The organism is Bradyrhizobium tropiciagri (genome assembly GCF_018130545.1).
Lineage (GTDB): Bacteria > Pseudomonadota > Alphaproteobacteria > Rhizobiales > Xanthobacteraceae > Bradyrhizobium > Bradyrhizobium tropiciagri_A.
The window spans coordinates 582,319-598,193 of the sequence record NZ_JAFCKF010000001.1 but is presented as its reverse complement, the minus strand read 5'-3'; the positions used below and the strand labels follow the sequence as shown (position 1 = coordinate 598,193).

At 65.8% G+C, this 15,875-nt stretch carries 21 protein-coding genes; 17 read left to right on the top strand and 4 right to left on the bottom strand.

Features of this window, described 5'->3' with window-relative positions; genetic code table 11:
• Window positions 1–135: 135 nt before the first annotated feature.
• The 6 genes from ruvC to JQ616_RS02915 all read left to right on the top strand — a co-directional run bounded on the left by ruvC (window position 136) and on the right by JQ616_RS02915 (window position 4,535).
• Window positions 136–663: a crossover junction endodeoxyribonuclease RuvC gene (ruvC, locus tag JQ616_RS02940; protein WP_212012091.1), complete on the top strand. Its 528-nt coding sequence runs from the start codon at window positions 136–138 to the stop codon at window positions 661–663.
• Window positions 660–1,277, top strand: a complete 618-nt coding sequence (gene ruvA / locus JQ616_RS02935) for a Holliday junction branch migration protein RuvA (protein ID WP_146993126.1) — start codon at window positions 660–662, stop codon at window positions 1,275–1,277. The genes ruvC and ruvA overlap by 4 nt, the downstream gene beginning before the upstream one ends.
• Window positions 1,274–2,323: a Holliday junction branch migration DNA helicase RuvB gene (gene ruvB / locus JQ616_RS02930; RefSeq protein WP_212012090.1), complete on the top strand. Its 1,050-nt coding sequence runs from the start codon at window positions 1,274–1,276 to the stop codon at window positions 2,321–2,323. The genes ruvA and ruvB overlap by 4 nt, the downstream gene beginning before the upstream one ends.
• Before the next feature lie 170 nt (window positions 2,324–2,493).
• Window positions 2,494–3,411 carry a metallophosphoesterase gene (locus tag JQ616_RS02925; protein WP_212012088.1) on the top strand — a complete coding sequence of 306 codons (918 nt, stop codon included), beginning with the start codon at window positions 2,494–2,496 and terminating at the stop codon, window positions 3,409–3,411.
• Between the two features lie 170 nt (window positions 3,412–3,581).
• The gene (ybgC, locus tag JQ616_RS02920) at window positions 3,582–3,983 is read left to right on the top strand and encodes a tol-pal system-associated acyl-CoA thioesterase (protein WP_212013128.1); all 402 of its coding nucleotides are present in this window, start codon (window positions 3,582–3,584) and stop codon (window positions 3,981–3,983) included.
• Window positions 3,984–4,067: 84 nt separating this feature from the next.
• The gene (locus JQ616_RS02915; RefSeq protein WP_212012087.1) at window positions 4,068–4,535 is read left to right on the top strand and encodes a DUF1348 family protein; all 468 of its coding nucleotides are present in this window, start codon (window positions 4,068–4,070) and stop codon (window positions 4,533–4,535) included.
• 189 nt (window positions 4,536–4,724) lie between these two features.
• On the opposite strand, the gene JQ616_RS02910 is transcribed toward JQ616_RS02915, so the two are convergent.
• The gene (locus tag JQ616_RS02910; RefSeq protein ID WP_212012086.1) at window positions 4,725–5,369 is read right to left on the bottom strand and encodes a glutathione binding-like protein; all 645 of its coding nucleotides are present in this window, start codon (window positions 5,367–5,369) and stop codon (window positions 4,725–4,727) included.
• A 98-nt stretch (window positions 5,370–5,467) separates the two neighbouring features.
• On the opposite strand from JQ616_RS02910, the gene JQ616_RS02905 reads away from it, so the two are divergent.
• The 4 genes from JQ616_RS02905 (at window position 5,468) to JQ616_RS02890 (ending at window position 8,020) form a co-directional block, all read left to right on the top strand.
• Window positions 5,468–6,127 (top strand): TetR/AcrR family transcriptional regulator, encoded by a 660-nt coding sequence (locus JQ616_RS02905; RefSeq protein WP_212012085.1) that lies wholly within the window; start codon window positions 5,468–5,470, stop codon window positions 6,125–6,127.
• 90 nt (window positions 6,128–6,217) lie between these two features.
• Window positions 6,218–6,865: a dihydrofolate reductase family protein gene (locus JQ616_RS02900; RefSeq protein ID WP_212012084.1), complete on the top strand. Its 648-nt coding sequence runs from the start codon at window positions 6,218–6,220 to the stop codon at window positions 6,863–6,865.
• Window positions 6,866–7,128: 263 nt separating this feature from the next.
• Window positions 7,129–7,548, top strand: coding sequence for an ArsR/SmtB family transcription factor (locus tag JQ616_RS02895; protein WP_212012083.1), 420 nt, complete (start codon window positions 7,129–7,131; stop codon window positions 7,546–7,548).
• Complete coding sequence (locus tag JQ616_RS02890) at window positions 7,529–8,020, top strand: SRPBCC family protein (RefSeq protein ID WP_212012082.1); 492 nt, start codon at window positions 7,529–7,531, stop codon at window positions 8,018–8,020. The genes JQ616_RS02895 and JQ616_RS02890 overlap by 20 nt, the downstream gene beginning before the upstream one ends.
• A gap of 177 nt (window positions 8,021–8,197) precedes the next feature.
• Here the strand turns inward: JQ616_RS02890 and JQ616_RS02885 are convergent, their stop codons facing one another.
• The gene (locus JQ616_RS02885) at window positions 8,198–9,163 is read right to left on the bottom strand and encodes a 2-hydroxyacid dehydrogenase (RefSeq protein ID WP_212012081.1); all 966 of its coding nucleotides are present in this window, start codon (window positions 9,161–9,163) and stop codon (window positions 8,198–8,200) included.
• Between the two features lie 89 nt (window positions 9,164–9,252).
• Between JQ616_RS02885 and JQ616_RS02880 the strand changes: the two genes are divergently transcribed.
• From JQ616_RS02880 to JQ616_RS02855, 6 genes are all read left to right on the top strand, one after another.
• Window positions 9,253–9,537: a hypothetical protein gene (locus JQ616_RS02880; RefSeq protein WP_212012080.1), complete on the top strand. Its 285-nt coding sequence runs from the start codon at window positions 9,253–9,255 to the stop codon at window positions 9,535–9,537.
• 176 nt (window positions 9,538–9,713) lie between these two features.
• Complete coding sequence (locus JQ616_RS02875; protein ID WP_212012078.1) at window positions 9,714–10,082, top strand: YciI family protein; 369 nt, start codon at window positions 9,714–9,716, stop codon at window positions 10,080–10,082.
• Complete coding sequence (locus JQ616_RS02870) at window positions 10,079–11,356, top strand: RNA polymerase sigma factor (RefSeq protein WP_212012076.1); 1,278 nt, start codon at window positions 10,079–10,081, stop codon at window positions 11,354–11,356. Before JQ616_RS02875 ends, JQ616_RS02870 begins: the two co-directional genes overlap by 4 nt.
• Before the next feature lie 354 nt (window positions 11,357–11,710).
• The gene (locus tag JQ616_RS02865) at window positions 11,711–12,121 is read left to right on the top strand and encodes a DoxX family protein (protein WP_212012075.1); all 411 of its coding nucleotides are present in this window, start codon (window positions 11,711–11,713) and stop codon (window positions 12,119–12,121) included.
• Window positions 12,122–12,154: 33 nt separating this feature from the next.
• Window positions 12,155–12,691 carry an SRPBCC family protein gene (locus JQ616_RS02860; protein ID WP_212012072.1) on the top strand — a complete coding sequence of 179 codons (537 nt, stop codon included), beginning with the start codon at window positions 12,155–12,157 and terminating at the stop codon, window positions 12,689–12,691.
• 80 nt (window positions 12,692–12,771) lie between these two features.
• Window positions 12,772–13,182 (top strand): VOC family protein, encoded by a 411-nt coding sequence (locus tag JQ616_RS02855; RefSeq protein WP_212012070.1) that lies wholly within the window; start codon window positions 12,772–12,774, stop codon window positions 13,180–13,182.
• A gap of 118 nt (window positions 13,183–13,300) precedes the next feature.
• Here JQ616_RS02855 and JQ616_RS02850 read toward each other — a convergent pair whose 3' ends face one another.
• Both JQ616_RS02850 and cobT read right to left on the bottom strand, forming a co-directional pair.
• Window positions 13,301–13,723: a hypothetical protein gene (locus tag JQ616_RS02850; protein ID WP_212012068.1), complete on the bottom strand. Its 423-nt coding sequence runs from the start codon at window positions 13,721–13,723 to the stop codon at window positions 13,301–13,303.
• A gap of 227 nt (window positions 13,724–13,950) precedes the next feature.
• Window positions 13,951–14,964, bottom strand: a complete 1,014-nt coding sequence (cobT, locus tag JQ616_RS02845) for a nicotinate-nucleotide--dimethylbenzimidazole phosphoribosyltransferase (RefSeq protein WP_212012065.1) — start codon at window positions 14,962–14,964, stop codon at window positions 13,951–13,953.
• A gap of 153 nt (window positions 14,965–15,117) precedes the next feature.
• Here cobT and cobS point away from each other — a divergent pair, with 153 nt between their 5' ends.
• Window positions 15,118–15,870: an adenosylcobinamide-GDP ribazoletransferase gene (gene cobS / locus JQ616_RS02840; protein WP_212012063.1), complete on the top strand. Its 753-nt coding sequence runs from the start codon at window positions 15,118–15,120 to the stop codon at window positions 15,868–15,870.
• Window positions 15,871–15,875: the final 5 nt, after the last annotated feature.

Sequence of the window (15,875 nt, the reverse complement as noted above, 5' to 3'; positions counted from 1 at the left end):
CGAGGGGCCGCGGCGTACTGGACTCTCCCGCTTTCGCGGGGGATGACGAGAGAGGCCGGATAACGAGCCGACCGCGGCAGGGGATGAGCCTCCGTTTGTGTTTCGTTCTCGCAGGCCAGGCGGTATCACTAGCCCATGACAGCCCAGCCGATTCGCTCTCCCGTCCGCATCATCGGTATCGATCCGGGTCTCCGCCGCACCGGCTGGGGCGTGATCGAGACCGAAGGCAACCGCTTGGTCTATATCGGGTGCGGTTCGGTCGAGCCGCCGGACGATCTGCCGCTGGCAAGCCGGCTGCTCGCGATCCATGAGGGGCTCGCCGCCGTGCTCGGCGACTACAGGCCGGCGGAGGCCGCGGTCGAGCAGACCTTCGTCAACAAGGACGGCGTTGCCACGCTGAAGCTCGGCCAGGCCCGCGGCGTCGCCATGCTGGCGCCCGCAATGTTCGGTATCTCGGTCGCCGAATACGCGCCGAACCAGGTCAAGAAGACCGTGGTCGGCGCCGGCCATGCCGAGAAAAACCAGATCCAGGTGATGCTGAAGATCCTGCTGCCGAAAGCCGAGCCGCCGACCGCCGATGCCGCCGACGCGCTCGCAATCGCGATCACCCACGCGCATCACCGCCAGAGTGCGGCGCTGCGGCTCAGGGTGGCGAACCTATGATCGGCAAGCTCAAGGGCCTGATCGATTCCTACGGCGAAGATTACGTGATCCTCGACGTCGGCGGCGTCGGCTATCAGGTGCATTGCGCCAGCCGTACGTTGCAGGCGTTGCCGTCGCCGGGCGGCGCGGCCGTGCTATCGATCGAGACCTATGTCCGCGAGGACGCGATCAAGCTGTTCGGTTTCCGCTCAGATCATGAGCGCGAATGGTTTCGCCTGCTGCAGACCGTGCAGGGCGTCGGCGCCAAGGTCGCGCTGGCGGTGCTCGGCACGCTGCCGCCGACCGATCTCGCCAATGCCATCGCGCTGCGCGACAAGGCGGCGGTGGCACGCACGCCCGGCGTCGGGCCGAAGGTCGCCGAGCGCATCGTCAGCGAATTGAAGGACAAGGCGCCGGGCTTTGCCGATGTTGATCCCGCGGTGGTGCAGCTGTCAGGTGCGATCGACAACAACCGCGCGCCGCGTCCGGTGACGGATGCGATCTCCGCCCTGGTCAATCTCGGCTACGGCCAGCCGCAGGCCGCCGCCGCCATCGCCGCCGCCTCGCGCAGCGCCGGTGAGAGCGCCGAGACCGCGCAGCTGATCCGGCTGGGGCTTAAGGAATTGTCGAAGTGAACACGCCCTCGCGCATGGTCTCGCCCGAACGCCGCTCCGACGATGTCGGCGACACCGCGCTGCGTCCGCAGTCGCTGACGGAGTTCGTCGGCCAGGCGCAGGCGCGCAAGAATCTCTCGATCTTCATCGAGGCGGCGAAGAAGCGCGGCGAGGCGCTGGATCACGTGCTGTTCGTCGGTCCTCCCGGCCTCGGCAAGACCACGCTGGCGCAGATCGTCGCGCGCGAGCTCGGCGTCGGTTTCCGCGCCACCTCGGGCCCTGTGATTGCGAAGGCCGGCGACCTGGCGGCGCTGCTGACCAATCTTGAAGAGCGCGACGTGCTGTTCATCGACGAGATCCATCGTCTCAGCCCGGCGGTCGAGGAAGTGCTCTATCCCGCGATGGAGGACTTTCAGCTCGATTTGATCATCGGCGAAGGTCCTGCGGCGCGCTCGGTGAAGATCGAGCTGTCGAAGTTCACACTGGTCGGCGCGACGACGCGCGCAGGCCTGCTCACCAACCCGTTGCGCGACCGCTTCGGCATTCCGATCCGGCTCAACTTCTACACCGTGGAGGAATTGGAGAAGATCGTCACCCGTGGCGCCCGCGTGCTCAACATCGGCATGAGCCCCGATGGCGCCAACGAGATCGCACGCCGTGCCCGCGGCACACCTCGCATCGCCGGCCGCCTGTTGCGCCGGGTGCGCGACTTTGCCTCTGCTGCGGACTCCGACGCCATCGACCGCGGCATCGCCGACCGCGCACTGAGCGCGCTCGAGGTCGACAGCGCCGGCCTCGATGCGATGGACCGGCGTTATCTCACCACCATCGCCTTGAACTATGGCGGCGGGCCGGTCGGCGTCGAGACCATGGCGGCGGCGTTGTCGGAGCCGCGCGATGCGATCGAGGACATCATCGAGCCCTATCTGATCCAGTGCGGCTATTTGCAGCGCACCCCGCGCGGCCGGCTGCTGACCTCGCACGCGTTCCGCCATCTCGGCCTCGCCGAACCGAACCGCGACCCATCGCAGTTCGGCCTGTTCGGCGGCAATGGCGACGAGGACTGAGCCTCCGCTCTCGAAGACGTGAAAAGACGTGTTGATGCGGCGCGTAGCGCTGCAGGTAACCATTCGCAGTAACCATTGCGAAGCGTCTGCAGGCCGTCTGCACAAACGGGGCCCAATTTCGCTCCAATCAAAGGGCCTATGGTCGTTCAGGCATCACCGATCACACGCCCATGATTTCACGTCGAAACTTTCTGCGCACCGCCGGCGGATTGACCGCCGCCACCGCCTCGACCGCGGCCTATGGCCTGAGCGAGCCGGTCGTCCGGCTCACGCTGACGCGCTACGATCTGTCGCCGCGGCAATGGCCGTCGGATTTCCCGCTCAAGATTGTCGCGCTCGCCGACATTCATGCCTGCGATCCCTGGATGTCGCTCGATCGCATCGCCGAGATCGTCGAACGCACCAACGCGCTGAACCCCGACATCATCGTGCTGCTCGGCGACTATGTCGCGGGGCTGCGCCATGTCACGCGCTTCATTCCGGCCTCCGAATGGGCCGCAGTGCTGAAGGGCCTGAAGGCGCCGCTCGGCGTGCATGCCGTGCTCGGCAATCACGATTATTGGGACGACAAGACGGTGCAGCGGCAAGGGCAGGGCACCCCGGTCGCGCGCCGTGCGCTGGAGCGCGCGGGCATCCCGGTCTACGAGAACGACGCGGTGCGGCTCACCAAGGACGGCCGCCCGTTCTGGCTCGCCGGCCTTGGCGACCAGCTCGCCTTCATGGCGGCGCGGCGCTATCGCGAGATCAAGCGGATCGGCGTCGATGATCTCAACGGGACACTCGCGAAGGTCACCGACGACGCGCCGGTGATCCTGCTCGCGCACGAGCCCGACGTTGCGCTCCGCGTGCCCTCGCGCGTCGCGCTGCAACTCTCCGGCCACACCCATGGCGGCCAGATCCGGCTGCTCGGCTGGTCGCCGGCGGTGCCGGTCAAGCACGGCATGCGGCTCGCCTATGGCCATATCAAGCTGAAATGCGACGTCGTCGTCTCCGGCGGCCTCGGCTGCAGCATCATGCCGTTCCGCCTCGGCGTGCCGCCCGAGATCGTGCAGGTGACACTCGGCGCAAAAGGGCCGGTGGTGTCCTGACCGCGCTTGCGTGATCGCGCAATTTGCGCAACACGATTGTTGTTCCAGAGCATGATCCGGAAAAGTGCGCAGCGGTTTTCCGAAGAGACCATGCTCAAACGACCTCAATCGAGGGGCCGCAATTGACCTTACCCCATATCGACGGCGCGATCCGCGACGGCCGCCACCATATGCAGGTCCGCGTCTACTACGAAGACACTGACTTTTCCGGCATCGTCTACCACGCCAACTATCTGCGGTTCATGGAACGTGGCCGCACCAATCACCTCCGCCTGATGGGCGCCGAACAGAATGCGCTGTTCGAGGAAGCGCAAGAGGAGACCGGCGGCTTCGCCTTTGTGGTGCGCTCGATGACGCTCGACTTCCTCAAGCCTGCGCGGATGGACGACATGCTCGACGTCGTGACCTGGCCGATCGCGGTGAAGGGCGCCTCTATCATGCTGGCGCAGGAGGTCAGGCGCGGCGATGACGTGCTTGTGAAGGCGCAGGTGCGCGTTGCCTTCGTCAGCGGCGGCCGCGCGCAGCCGATTCCGAAGTCCATCCGCGCGCTGATGAAGGCTGATCTGGTCTAGCTATGGGCCGATAGGAAACGCCCCATCGACTCTGCGTGGCGCGGGGATAGATTTGCGCGACAAAACAACCGCGAGGGATCGCCAATGTCACGCCCGCCACTGCCGCCCTTCACCCGCGAGACCGCCGCGCAGAAAGCGCGCATGGCGGAAGATGCCTGGAATTCGCGCGACCCCGTTCGGGTTGCCGGCGCCTATACCGAGGACAGCCGCTGGCGCAACCGCTCAGAGGTGTTCGCGGGACGCGAGGCGATTGTCGCCTTCCTGACCCGCAAATGGGAAAAGGAGCTGGAGTATCGCCTGATCAAGGATCTCTGGGCGTTCGACGGCAACCGCATCGCGGTGCGCTTTCAGTACGAATGGCACGATGCCGCTGGTAACTGGTTTCGCTCCTACGGCAACGAGCAGTGGGAGTTCGACGAGCACGGCCTGATGCGCCGCCGCGAAGCTTCGATCAACGACATCGCGATCTCGGAGAAAGATCGCCGCTTCCACTGGCCCGCGCCGGGCCCGCGTCCGGCCGATGTGCCGGGCTTGGGGCAGGAGCCGTTCTGACGGTGAGAGCTGGGCCGTCATGCTTCGAGACGCGCGTTCCGCGCTCCTCAGCATGACGGTGATAGAGGTTAGCCCGCGGCTTCCTTCAACCAGCTCGCGTAACCCCGCCCCGTCATCCTGAGGTGCGAGCGCAGCGAGCCTCGAAGGGTGAACGGCCCCGTTCGGAGGCCGTTCACCTTATGCATCAATTTACGCCGCTGCCTTGTGCCGCGCGATCTCGGCCTTGTAGAGTTCGAACTCTTCCGCGATCGCCTTCGCGATCGAAGGACGGGTGCGCAGACGTTCGTGATAGGCCTTCAGCGCCGGCCATTTCGCGAGCTCGATCGGCGGCGTTGCCATGGTCCAGTTGATGACCGTGACGAGATAGGCGTCGGCAACGCTGAAATGGTCGAGCAGATACTCGCGCCCCTTCAAATGATTTTCGACATAGTCGAGCCGCGAGACGTATTTCTCCAGCGCATAGGTCTTGGCTTCCGGCGGCGCCTTCTTGTCGAGCAGCGGCAGGAACAGGCCCTTGTGCAGCTCGGTGCCGATGAAGCACAGCCATTGATGCAGCTTTGAACGCTCGGCGTTCGACGCGGAGCCGAGGCCGGACCGCGGAAACTGGTCGGCGACATATTGCAGGATCGCGGCGTTCTCGGTCAGCACCACGCCGTCGTCGGTGCGCAGCGTCGGCACGAGGCCGAGCGGGTTGACCTTGTTGAAGTCTGTGCCGTCGTTGCGCACCTGCTTGGTCTTCGGATCGACCTCGAGATAGTTGGCCGGCTGGCCGGCTTCATAGAGCGCGACGCGGGTCGCCATCGAGCAGGCGAGCGGCGAGAAATAAAGGTCCATTGGTGCCTCCTTGGGGCGTCTGGCACGGGTGTTCCGGCCGTTGTTGATTTTTGTACTGTCCTGGATAATATTAGTCCGGTCAAGGAATTTAATGCGAAATGGTACAAAAAAGTAAGAAGCCGCCATCTGCTGCCAAAATCGAGGCGCCGGTCGCACCGAAGCGCCGCGGGCGGCCGCGCGCCTATGAGCCCGATGTCGCGCTCGGCAAGGCGCTCGATCTGTTCCGGCGCGACGGCTTTGCCGCGACCTCGCTCGATGATCTCAGTGCAGCGACCGGCATGAACCGGCCGAGCCTCTACGGTGCGTTCGGCGACAAGCGCGAGCTCTACATCAAGAGCTACCAGCGTTATCGCAGCGAGGCGCGCGCCGCGATGGTCGACATCTTCCGCGCCGATGCACCGCTGCGCGAGCGGCTCGAACGCATCTATCGCATCGCGCTCGACATCTATCTCTCCGGCGAGTCCGGTCCGCGCGGCTGCTTCACGGTGATGACAGCTGCGTCCGAAGCGGTGTCGGATCCGGACATCCGGACCATGGTGCTGGAGGGCCTGACCGAGCTCGACAAGGCGTTCGGCATCTGCTTCCGCCATGCCAAGGAGCGCGGTGAGCTGCCTGACGGTGCCGATCCGGCGTCGCTGGCGCATCTTGCCTCCGCCACCATCCACACCATCGCGATCCGCGCCCGTGCCCGCGTGCCGCGCCGGGAACTCGAGGCAATCGTGAAGGGCGCCATCGACGTGATGTGCGGGCCGAAATAGCCGCCGCGAATTTTCTCCGCGGCAAATGTCGGGCGCTGTTTTTCCCGGCCGTCCTCCGTCAGGTCTCCTCACTCACGGAAGTGGAATCTCATGGGAAAAGTCAGGACTTCAGCGTTCTCGGTCTCGATCGATGGATTTGGCGCGGCGCCGCGTCAGAGCCTTGAAAATCCATTCGGCGAAGGCGGCATGGTGCTGCCCGGCTGGTTCCTCCAGACGCGGACGTTCCGCCAGACCTTCGGCCAGGACGGCGGCAGCACCGGGCTCGACGACGAGATCGCACGCAAGGCGATGGAGAATATCGGTGCCTGGATCCTCGGGCGAAACATGTTCGGCCCGATCCGCGGGCCGTGGCCGGATCATGCCTGGAAAGGCTGGTGGGGGCCCAATCCGCCGTATCACACGCCGACCTATGTGCTGACCCATCACGCACGCCCCGACATCGAGATGGAAGGCGGCACCACGTTTCACTTCGTGACCGACGGCATCCACGCCGCACTCGAGCGGGCACGCGCCGTTGCAGGAGACAAGGACATCCGGATCGGCGGCGGCGTGTCGCTGGTCCGTCAATTTCTTGAGGCGCGGTTGCTCGACGAATTGCAACTGGCGCTGTCGCCGGTGCTGCTCGGCGGCGGCGAAAATCTGTTCGCAGGGCTCGACTTGCCTGCGCTCGGCTATGCCGTCGTGTCGCATGTCGCGAGCCCGAACGCCACGCACGTCACCTTCGCGCGCAAATCGTAGAGCGACAGACTCGGCTTCACCTCGCCCCGCGTGCGGGGAGAGGTCGGATCGCATCGAAGATGCGATCCGGGTGAGGGGGAGTCTCCGCGAGCACAGTGACTATCGGATACGCGGAGGCAGCCCCTCACCCCAACCCTCTCCCCGTAAGAACGGGGAGAGGGAGTGAAGGGCCGTCTCGCGCGTCAGCGGCCAAAATCGGCGGTTGACGCGCGCGTCGTTCGGGCGTACTTAACCGAAAGGTTATTTAACCGATGAGCTAAGTAATGCCGCCCGATCCCCTCAGTTCGACCTTCGCGGCGCTGGCCGATCCGACCCGGCGCGCGATCCTGGCGCGGCTCGCGCTGGGCGAGACCTCGGTGATGGAGCTGGCAAAGCCGTTCGACATGAGCCTGCCGGCGATCTCGAAACACCTGAAGGTGCTGGAGCATGCCGGGCTGATCTCGCGCGGGCGCGAGGCGCAGTGGCGGCCGTGCCGCATTGCGCCCGCCTCGTTCCAGCAGGTCGATGGCTGGCTCGGGAATTTCCGCCGCTTCTGGGACGAGAGCTTCAACCGCCTCGACGGCCTGCTCGAGGAGATGAAGGCGGAGGAGGCCGCAGAGGCCCCGCCGCGTACCACCCGCAAAGTCAACAACCGTAAAGTCAGAGTAACGAAGGAGAAGCAACGTGGACGCACGCGTGGATAAGACGCTGAGGATCACGACCCCGTCGGATTTCGAATTCGCCATGACGCGCCAGTTCGACGCGCCGCGGCGCTTTGTGTTCGATGCGATGACCAAGCCGGAATTTCTGGTGCGCTGGCTCGGCTGCGAGACGCTCGCCATGCCGGTGTGCGAAGTCGACCTGCGCGTCGGTGGCGCCTATCGGTTCGTGTTTCGCTCGTCCGAGGGCATCGAGCACGAACTCGCCGGCACCTATCGCGAAGTGGTGCGTCCAGAGCGGCTCGCGTTCGGCGAAACCTTCTCGATGCCGGGCTTCACCAGCGACGAGTATCTAGTGATCTCGACCTTCGTCGAGGAGGGCGGCAAGACCACGCTGACGACCACGATCCGCCATCCCACCAAGGAGGCGCGCGACGGCCATCTCAATTCCGGCATCGAGAAAGGCGTCGAGCCGGCTTACGACCGGCTGGCTGAGGTCGTTGCGGAAATGGGGTGAGGCGGCGGCCTTTCCGCTTGTCGTTCCGGCGAAAGCCGGGACCCATAACCACAGCTTGTCGTTGTTGCGGCAAGCTGGGGCCACAGCTCTCTTGATCACGAACGGCGGTGGTTATGGGTCCCGGGTCGCGCTTCGCTTGCCCGGGACGACACTGCCTTAAATATCCCACCGCTTGCCCTAATACCCCCGCTTGCGATCGACCACGTTCTCCAGCTCCCCACCTTGCTCGAAGCGCGCGATCTGCTGTGCGACGTATTTCGAGATCTCGTCGGCGTCAGTGTCGGCGGCATTGTGCGGGGTCAGCACCACTTTCGGGTGGTTCCAGAACGGGCTCGCCTCCGGGAGCGGCTCGGTCTCGAATACGTCGAGCGAGGCGGCGCCCAGCGTGCCGTCATCGAGCGCGCGCAAAATATCCGCCTCGTTCTGCAAGCCGCCGCGGCCGGCATTGATGATGACGGGCGCGCCCAGCGGGCTGTTGCGGTTCAGCTTGGCGAATGTATCGCGGTTCAGCACATAGCGCGTATCCGGCGTCAGCGGCAGCAGGCAAACCAGGATGTTGGTCTCGCGCAGAAAGGCGTCGAGGCCGTCGGTGCCGTGATAGCAGGCGATACCGTCGATCCGCTTCTCGCTGCGGCTCCAGCCGACGACGCGGAAGCCGAGCGCGCGCAGCGCCTGCGCCGAGGCCGCGCCCAGCGTGCCGAGCCCCATCACGCCGATGGTGATCGCGTTCGCCGCCCATTGATAGTTCGGTGCCCAGTACTTCTTTCGCTGCGACTCGCGCAGATAAAGCTCCTGGCGGTGATGCATCAGCACGTGCAGCACGACATATTCGGTCATGCGGTCGGTCAGATCGGAGACCGAGACCCGCACCAGCGGCACGTCGGGCAGCGAACGGTCGGCCATCAGCGCATCGACGCCGGCGCCGAGATTGAAGATGACGCGCAGGTTCTTGAACGCTGCGAGCTCGCCCGGCTTCGGCTTCCATACCGCGGCGTAGTGCACGTCGGCGGGATCAAGCGCGCCGTCCGGCAGCAACACGACCGGGCGGTCCGCGCAGACGGTGTCGAACCGCGTCTTCCAGCGTGCCGGCGACCAGTTTTCCGAGCCGCCATTGATCAGCAGCGCGAGTGCGCCCTTACCCATCCAGATACCTCCAAAGTCAATGTGACTCATGTCACAGAGCGGGCTCGACCCGCCGCATAGTCTCCTGCCATCAACCGGGGAGAACTTCCATGCGCAAACTGATCCTGAGCTCGGCTTTCATCCTCGCCATCGCCACCACCGCGCACGCCGGCCAGAGCCGCGGCCTGGTGCTCGCAAATGCCGATACGCCCGTCCAGGCGCAACCGGCCGTTGCTCCGGCACAGGCTGAAGCGCAGCCGGCGGAGACGCAGGCCCAGCCGACGGAGGCTCCACGGCAGCAGGCGTCCCGGCCCGTGCAGAAGAGCCACGTCCGCCGAGAGAGCGACGAGGCCAAGGCACGCCGGATCGCCGCGCGTTACGGGGTCTATTGGTAACCGCGCCATGATCGTCGCGGTGATGGCGTGACGCGTCATCGCCGCGTCCACCGTCCCGGCGCGATGAGCCTTCGATCGAATCCATCGCCGGCATCCGGAACCTAAATTTCTTTCGCGCGTCCTGTCGGCTGCGGGCATAATCGTTCGTTCTTGCAATGAACGGAGATGCCTTTTCGATGCTGTACGCCATCCTCTGCTATCATGACGAAGACATGGTCGGTTCCTGGAGCAAGGAGCACGACGCCTCGGTCATGCAGAAATTGTCCGCCGTGCAGGACAAGCTGGCCAAGCAGGGCAAGCTCGGCCCGGTGGCGCGGCTGCTGCCGACCACCGCGGCGACCACGCTGCGCAAGGAAAACCCGCCGCTGGTGCTGGACGGCCCGTTCGCCGAGACCAAGGAGCAGCTGCTCGGCTTCTACCTGGTCGAGGGCAAGAACCTCGACGAGGTGCTCGATATCGCGCGCGACCTCGGCGAGGCCAACCCCGGCGGCACCTATGAGATCCGCCCGGTCGGCTACTTCAATCAAGGGGGTACGAAAGCGTGAGCGTGACCGACACCGCCTGGATCGATGCCGCGCTGACGTCGGCGCGTCCCCAGGCGGTTGGCGCGCTGCTGCGCTACTTCCGCAATCTCGATACCGCCGAGGAGGCGTTCCAGAACGCCTGCCTGCGGGCGCTGAAGAGCTGGCCGCAGAACGGCCCGCCGCGCGATCCCGCGGCGTGGCTGATCATGGTCGGCCGTAATGTCGCGATCGACGACATCAGGCGCAGCAAGAAGCAGGAGCCGCTGCCCGACGACGACCAGGCGATCTCCGATCTTGACGACGCCGAGGACGAGATCGCCGAGCGGCTCGACGGCTCGCACTACCGCGACGACATCCTGCGGCTGCTGTTCATCTGCTGTCACAAGGACCTGCCGGCGACCCAGCAGATCGCGCTGGCGCTGCGCATCGTCTCGGGCCTCTCGGTGAAGCAGATCGCGCGCGCCTTCCTGGTCACGGAAGCCGCGATGGAGCAGCGCATCACGCGCGCCAAGGCCCGCGTTGCCGACGCCAACGTGCCGTTCGAGACGCCGGGCGCGGTCGAGCGCAGCGAGCGGCTCGCCTCGGTCGCGGCGATGATCTACCTGATCTTCAACGAGGGCTATTCGGCGAGCGGCGACACCGCCGAAATCCGCGCGCCGCTGTGCGAGGAGGCGATCCGGCTCGCCCGCCTGCTGCTGCGGCTGTTCCAGAGCGAGCCGGAGATCATGGGGCTGACGGCGCTATTGCTGTTGCAGCACGCCCGCGCCGAGGCGCGCTTCGACGCCGACGGGCAGGTGATCCTGCTCGACGACCAGGATCGCACGCTCTGGAATCAGAAGCTGATCGCGGAGGGCCTCGCGCTGATCGACAAGGCGATGCGTCACCGTCGCAGCGGGCCCTATCAGGTGCAGGCTGCGATCGCAGCCCTGCACGCTCGCGCGGAAAAGCCCGAGGATACCGACTGGACCCAGATCGACCTGCTCTACGGCGCGCTCGAGATCATGCAGCCGTCGCCGGTGATCACGCTCAATCGCGCGGTTGCGGTCTCCAAGGTGAAGGGGCCGGAAGCCGCGCTCGAGATGATCGAGCCGCTGGCGCCGCGGCTTGCGAACTATTTTCATTACTTCGGCGTGCGCGGCGCCTTCCTGATGCAGCTCGGCCGCAACGAGGAAGCCCACGTCGCCTTCGACCGCGCCATCGCGCTCGCCAACACCACGGCTGAGGCCGCCCACATCCGCATGCATATCGACCGCCTGATGCGCGACAGCCAGCCGCGCAATGCGAAGGTGAAGTAGCGGCGCGCTTTGTCGCGCGTCGTTCGTGTCCGTGCTGAGAAACTTCCCGTGCGGTACCCCTCTCCCTAACCCTCCCCCGCAAGGGGGGAGGGAACCCTTCCGCCGGTGGCTTCCTCACGTCAGTCCACGAACGTCGCCAGTAGATCGTGTCAGGTGAGCACGTGGGTCAGGCTCCCTCCCCCCTTGCGGGGGAGGGTGGGGAGAGGGGTAAGCCCGGGGCGAGCTGACCAATGTGTGCGTTGCTCCCGCAACTCGGGTTGCGCTTGCGAAAAATTCTTGCCGCGCACTGTCGGTCCCGCATTCCCCCGTTCGTCATGAAGGCAGAGAGCATCACCAAGCGTTACGGAGCCTGTCATGCCGACGATCGTCGACACCGAAATCTCAAAGCCCGCCCGCATCACCGGCCGTGTCATGAGCGGCGTGGTCGTCCTGTTCCTGCTGTTCGACGGCGCGATCAAGCTGGTGCCGTTGGCGGTCGTCACCGAGACCATGGACAAGATGGGCTGGGGGGCGAGCGACACGCTGGCGCGCAGCCTCGGCATCATCACCATCGTCTGCACGCTGCTGTACTCGGTGCCGCCGACCTCGATCCTCGGCGCCATCCTGCTCACCGGCTATCTCGGCGGCGCGATCGCATCGCATGTGCGGATCGGCAGCCCGCTGTTCACCCACACGCTGTTCGGGCTCTATCTCGGCCTGATGGTGTGGGGCGGGCTTTATCTGCGCGACGGCAATCTGCGCGCGCTGCTGCCGTTCCGTCGCTAAGCTATTCCTCAGTTCATTCCCCCGGAGAAGGTCATGTTCGAAACCATCGCCATTATCGCTGTCATCCTCGCGGTCGCGATCGCCGTCATTCTCGTCCTTGCGGCGACCAAGCCGGGCACGTTGCGGGTGACGCGTGCGATCAGCATCAACGCCCCGGCCGATCGGATCTTTCCGTTGATCGACGATTTCCGTCAGTGGACGGTCTGGTCGCCTTACGAGAACCGGGACCCGGCCATGAAGCGGATTTATAGCGGCGCCGGGCGCGGGCCGGGCGCGGCCTATGCCTGGGACGGCAACAAGAATGTCGGCGCCGGCCGCATGGAGATCCTGCAATCCGCGGCGCCGTCGAAGGTCGTCATCAAGCTCGACTTCCTCAAGCCGTTCGAGGGCCACAACACTGCCGAGTTCACAATGCTGCCGCAGGGAGATGCGACCAGCGTCACATGGACCATGTATGGTCCGGCCGTCTTCATGTCGAAGGTGATGCAGGTGTTCATCAACCTGGATCACATGATCGGCAGGGATTTCGAGGCCGGTCTCGCCAATCTGAAGAAGCTGACGGAAAAATAGCGAGCGTTTTCGAGCGAAGTGGTTACCCGTTCGCGTGAAGAAAACGCGTCAAAACGAGAATCTACCCAAGGGAGCATGTGATGCAGGTCAACCCCTATCTGTCCTACGACGGCAATTGCGGCGCGGCGCTGAACTTCTACCAGAAGGTTCTCGGTGCGCGGATTGAGGAATCCTTCCCCTATGGCGAGGGCAATGCGGAGATGCAGACGCCGCCCGGCTGGAAGGACAAGATCATGCACGCTCGCCTCACGATCGACGGCGAGATCATCATGGCCTCAGACGCCCCACCCGGCCACTTCCAGAAGCCGCAGGGTTTTCACGTCGCGTTGCAGGTCGAGGATCCGGCCGAGGGCGAGCGCCGCTTCAAGGCGCTGTCGGAAGGCGGCACCGTCACCATGCCGTTCGGCAAGACCTTCTTCTCCAACGGGTTTGGCATGTGCGTCGACCAGTTCGGCATTCCCTGGATGGTGAACTGCCCGCAGCAGATGTAGGCCGAAGACCAACGTCAGAATCGTAGGGCGGGTTAGGCGAAGCCGTAACCCGCCGCCGGTCACGTGGACCAAAGACGGTGGGTTACGCTTCGCTAACCCACCCGACGAAGCCGGGCTCTCACCTGCACCGCGGATAGATCGCCGCGAGCTCGCGGCCGCGCAGCAGCAGCAGGCGTGAGGTCAGGCCGCCGCGGCGCACGATCCAGCCGCGCACCGGCGGAGGATAGGCCGCCAGCACCGCCTCTGACGCTTCCGGCTCGGCATAGGTTCGGCCGCGCCGGTCGATCGAGCGCGCGGCGTGGAAGCCGAGCACGGCGCGCCGCGTCACGCAGATGCGGTCGTTCGGCACCATCGAGAGCACCAGCGTGCAGGCCGACAGGCATGGTCCGTCGATCACCACGCGCTCGCCGGACTCGCGCACCTTGTCGAACAGGTCGATGAACGGGCCGACCTGCCCGCCGGGGCTGGCGAGGATACGAACATCGGCCTGTGCGCAGCAAACCGTTGCGCAGAGTGCTGCGGCCGCGACAAGTACTTTCATCAGCGCAATCCTGCCGACGATGCGATCGAGGTCTCGCCGCATCCGGTGTCGCAAGGCTCGCGCCGGAATGGGGCATCGTCAAGACCGATGCCCCTGTCGCGATGAAACGAGTTTCAGGCTGCCCGGTTCTTGAGCGCGCCCACGATTGCCATGAGCACCGCACCGGCAACGCCGCCGCCGGCCACTTGTCCACCGGCTTTTTGGGAGCGGTTCCGGCGATCCCGACCTCAGCCTGCGCCGGAGACGCCGGCCTCGGCAAAGGTCGCCATGCCGCCGTGACAGGCGAGCGCGGCGCGCAGCAGCAGAATCGCGATTCCTGCGCCGGAGGCTTCGCCGAGCCGCATCTCGAGATCGAGCAGGGGGGCGAGGGCGAGTTCGCGCAGCAATTCGCGGTGGCCGAGTTCGGCCGACACATGCCCGGCGCGGCAATGCGCGAGGCCGCCGGGCGCAAGCCGCGCCAGCGGCAGCACCGCCGATGTCGCCACGAAGCCGTCGAGCAGCACCGGGATGGATCGCGCACGCGCCGCCAGCACGGCGCCGGCGATGGCCGCGAGCTCGCGCCCGCCGAGCGCGACCGCGACGGCGAGGGGATCGTCGAGCAGGTTGCGATGGATCTTGAGCGCGGTATCGATCGTGGTGCGTTTGCGCAGCAGGCCGGCATCGTCGACGCCGGTGCCGCGGCCGGCCCAGCGCGCGCCGCGCCCGCCCATCAACGCCGCGCACAGCGTTGCGGCGACTGTGGTGTTGGCGATCCCCATCTCGCCGACCACCAGCAGGTCGCATTGCTCCGGCACCGTGCGCCAGCCGGTATCGAACGCGACGAGGAAATCGGCGCCGTCCATCGCCGGCGCCATCGTGAAATCGCGGGTCGGGCGCGCCAGCTCGAGCGGTTCGACGCGCAGCTCGGCGCCGGCTAGCTTTGCGATCTGGTTGATCGCAGCACCGCCCGCGGCGAAGTTCGCGACCATCTGCGCGGTGACTTCGGCGGGGAAGGCGGAGACGCCGCGCTCGGCGATGCCGTGATTGCCGGCGAACACCGCGATCGTGACCTTATCGAGCCGCGGGATCTCGCGCTGCTGCCAGCGCGCCAGCCAGATCGCAACTTCTTCCAGCCGGCCGAGGCTGCCCGGCGGCTTGGTCAGGTTCTGCTGGCGAACCGTAGCGGCCGCGGCACTCGCCTCATCGCCCTGGGGCAGGTCGCGACAAAAGCTGCGGATGTCGTCTAGAGTACTGAACTGCATGCGATTCCCTCGTCGAGCGGGGCGCAAGCTAAAGCATGATCCGGAAAAGTGTGAAGCGGTTTTCCGAATGGATCATGCTCAAACAAGAAGCTAAAGCGCGATGAGATTGCGTCCGATCTCATCGCGCTTTAGCCCAATTTTCAGGCCTTCACCATGAATCAATGGCTCGACGATCTCAGGACCGCGACCGCCTTTCTGACCCGTCTGCCGATGCCTCATCCGGACGGCACACGGCCGGAGAGCTTTGCGCGGGCGCAGCGGCTGTTCCCGCTGGTCGGGGCCGGCATCGGCGCTGCGATCGGCCTGTTCTGCCTGCTGCTGCGGGCCGTCGGCGTGCCGGACCTTGCCGCGGCCGCGCTCGCGCTCGGCGGTGGCGCGCTGCTGACCGGCGCGCTGCATGAGGACGGGCTCGCCGACGTCGCCGACGGGTTCGGCGGCGGCCGCGATATCGCAGCCAAGCTTGAGATCATGCGCGACAGCCGGCTCGGTACCTATGGCGCGCTGGCGCTGGTGGTGAGCTTTGCCACCAAGCTCGCAGCGCTTGCGGCCATTCCCGACGGCATGGTGGTGCAGAGCCTGATCGTGGCGCATGCGCTCGGTCGCGGTGTGTTGCCGTGGATCGCGATCAGTCTGCCCTATGCGCGCGCAGATGGGCTTGCGGCCAATGCCGGCCGGCCTGATGGCATGATTGCCGTGGTCGCAGCTGGTCTCGCACTGGTGATCGCAATCCTCGCGCTGCCGTTCAGCAGCGCGCTGCTGGCGGCGATCGCGGCCGGTGTGAGCGCGCTGATCATGGCGCAGTTGGCAAGGCGGCAGATCGGCGGCCAGACCGGCGATGTGCTTGGCGGCGCCGAGCAGGTTGCGGAGACCGCGATCCTGGTGCTGCTTGCGGCGAGGTTCGGGTGAGCAAG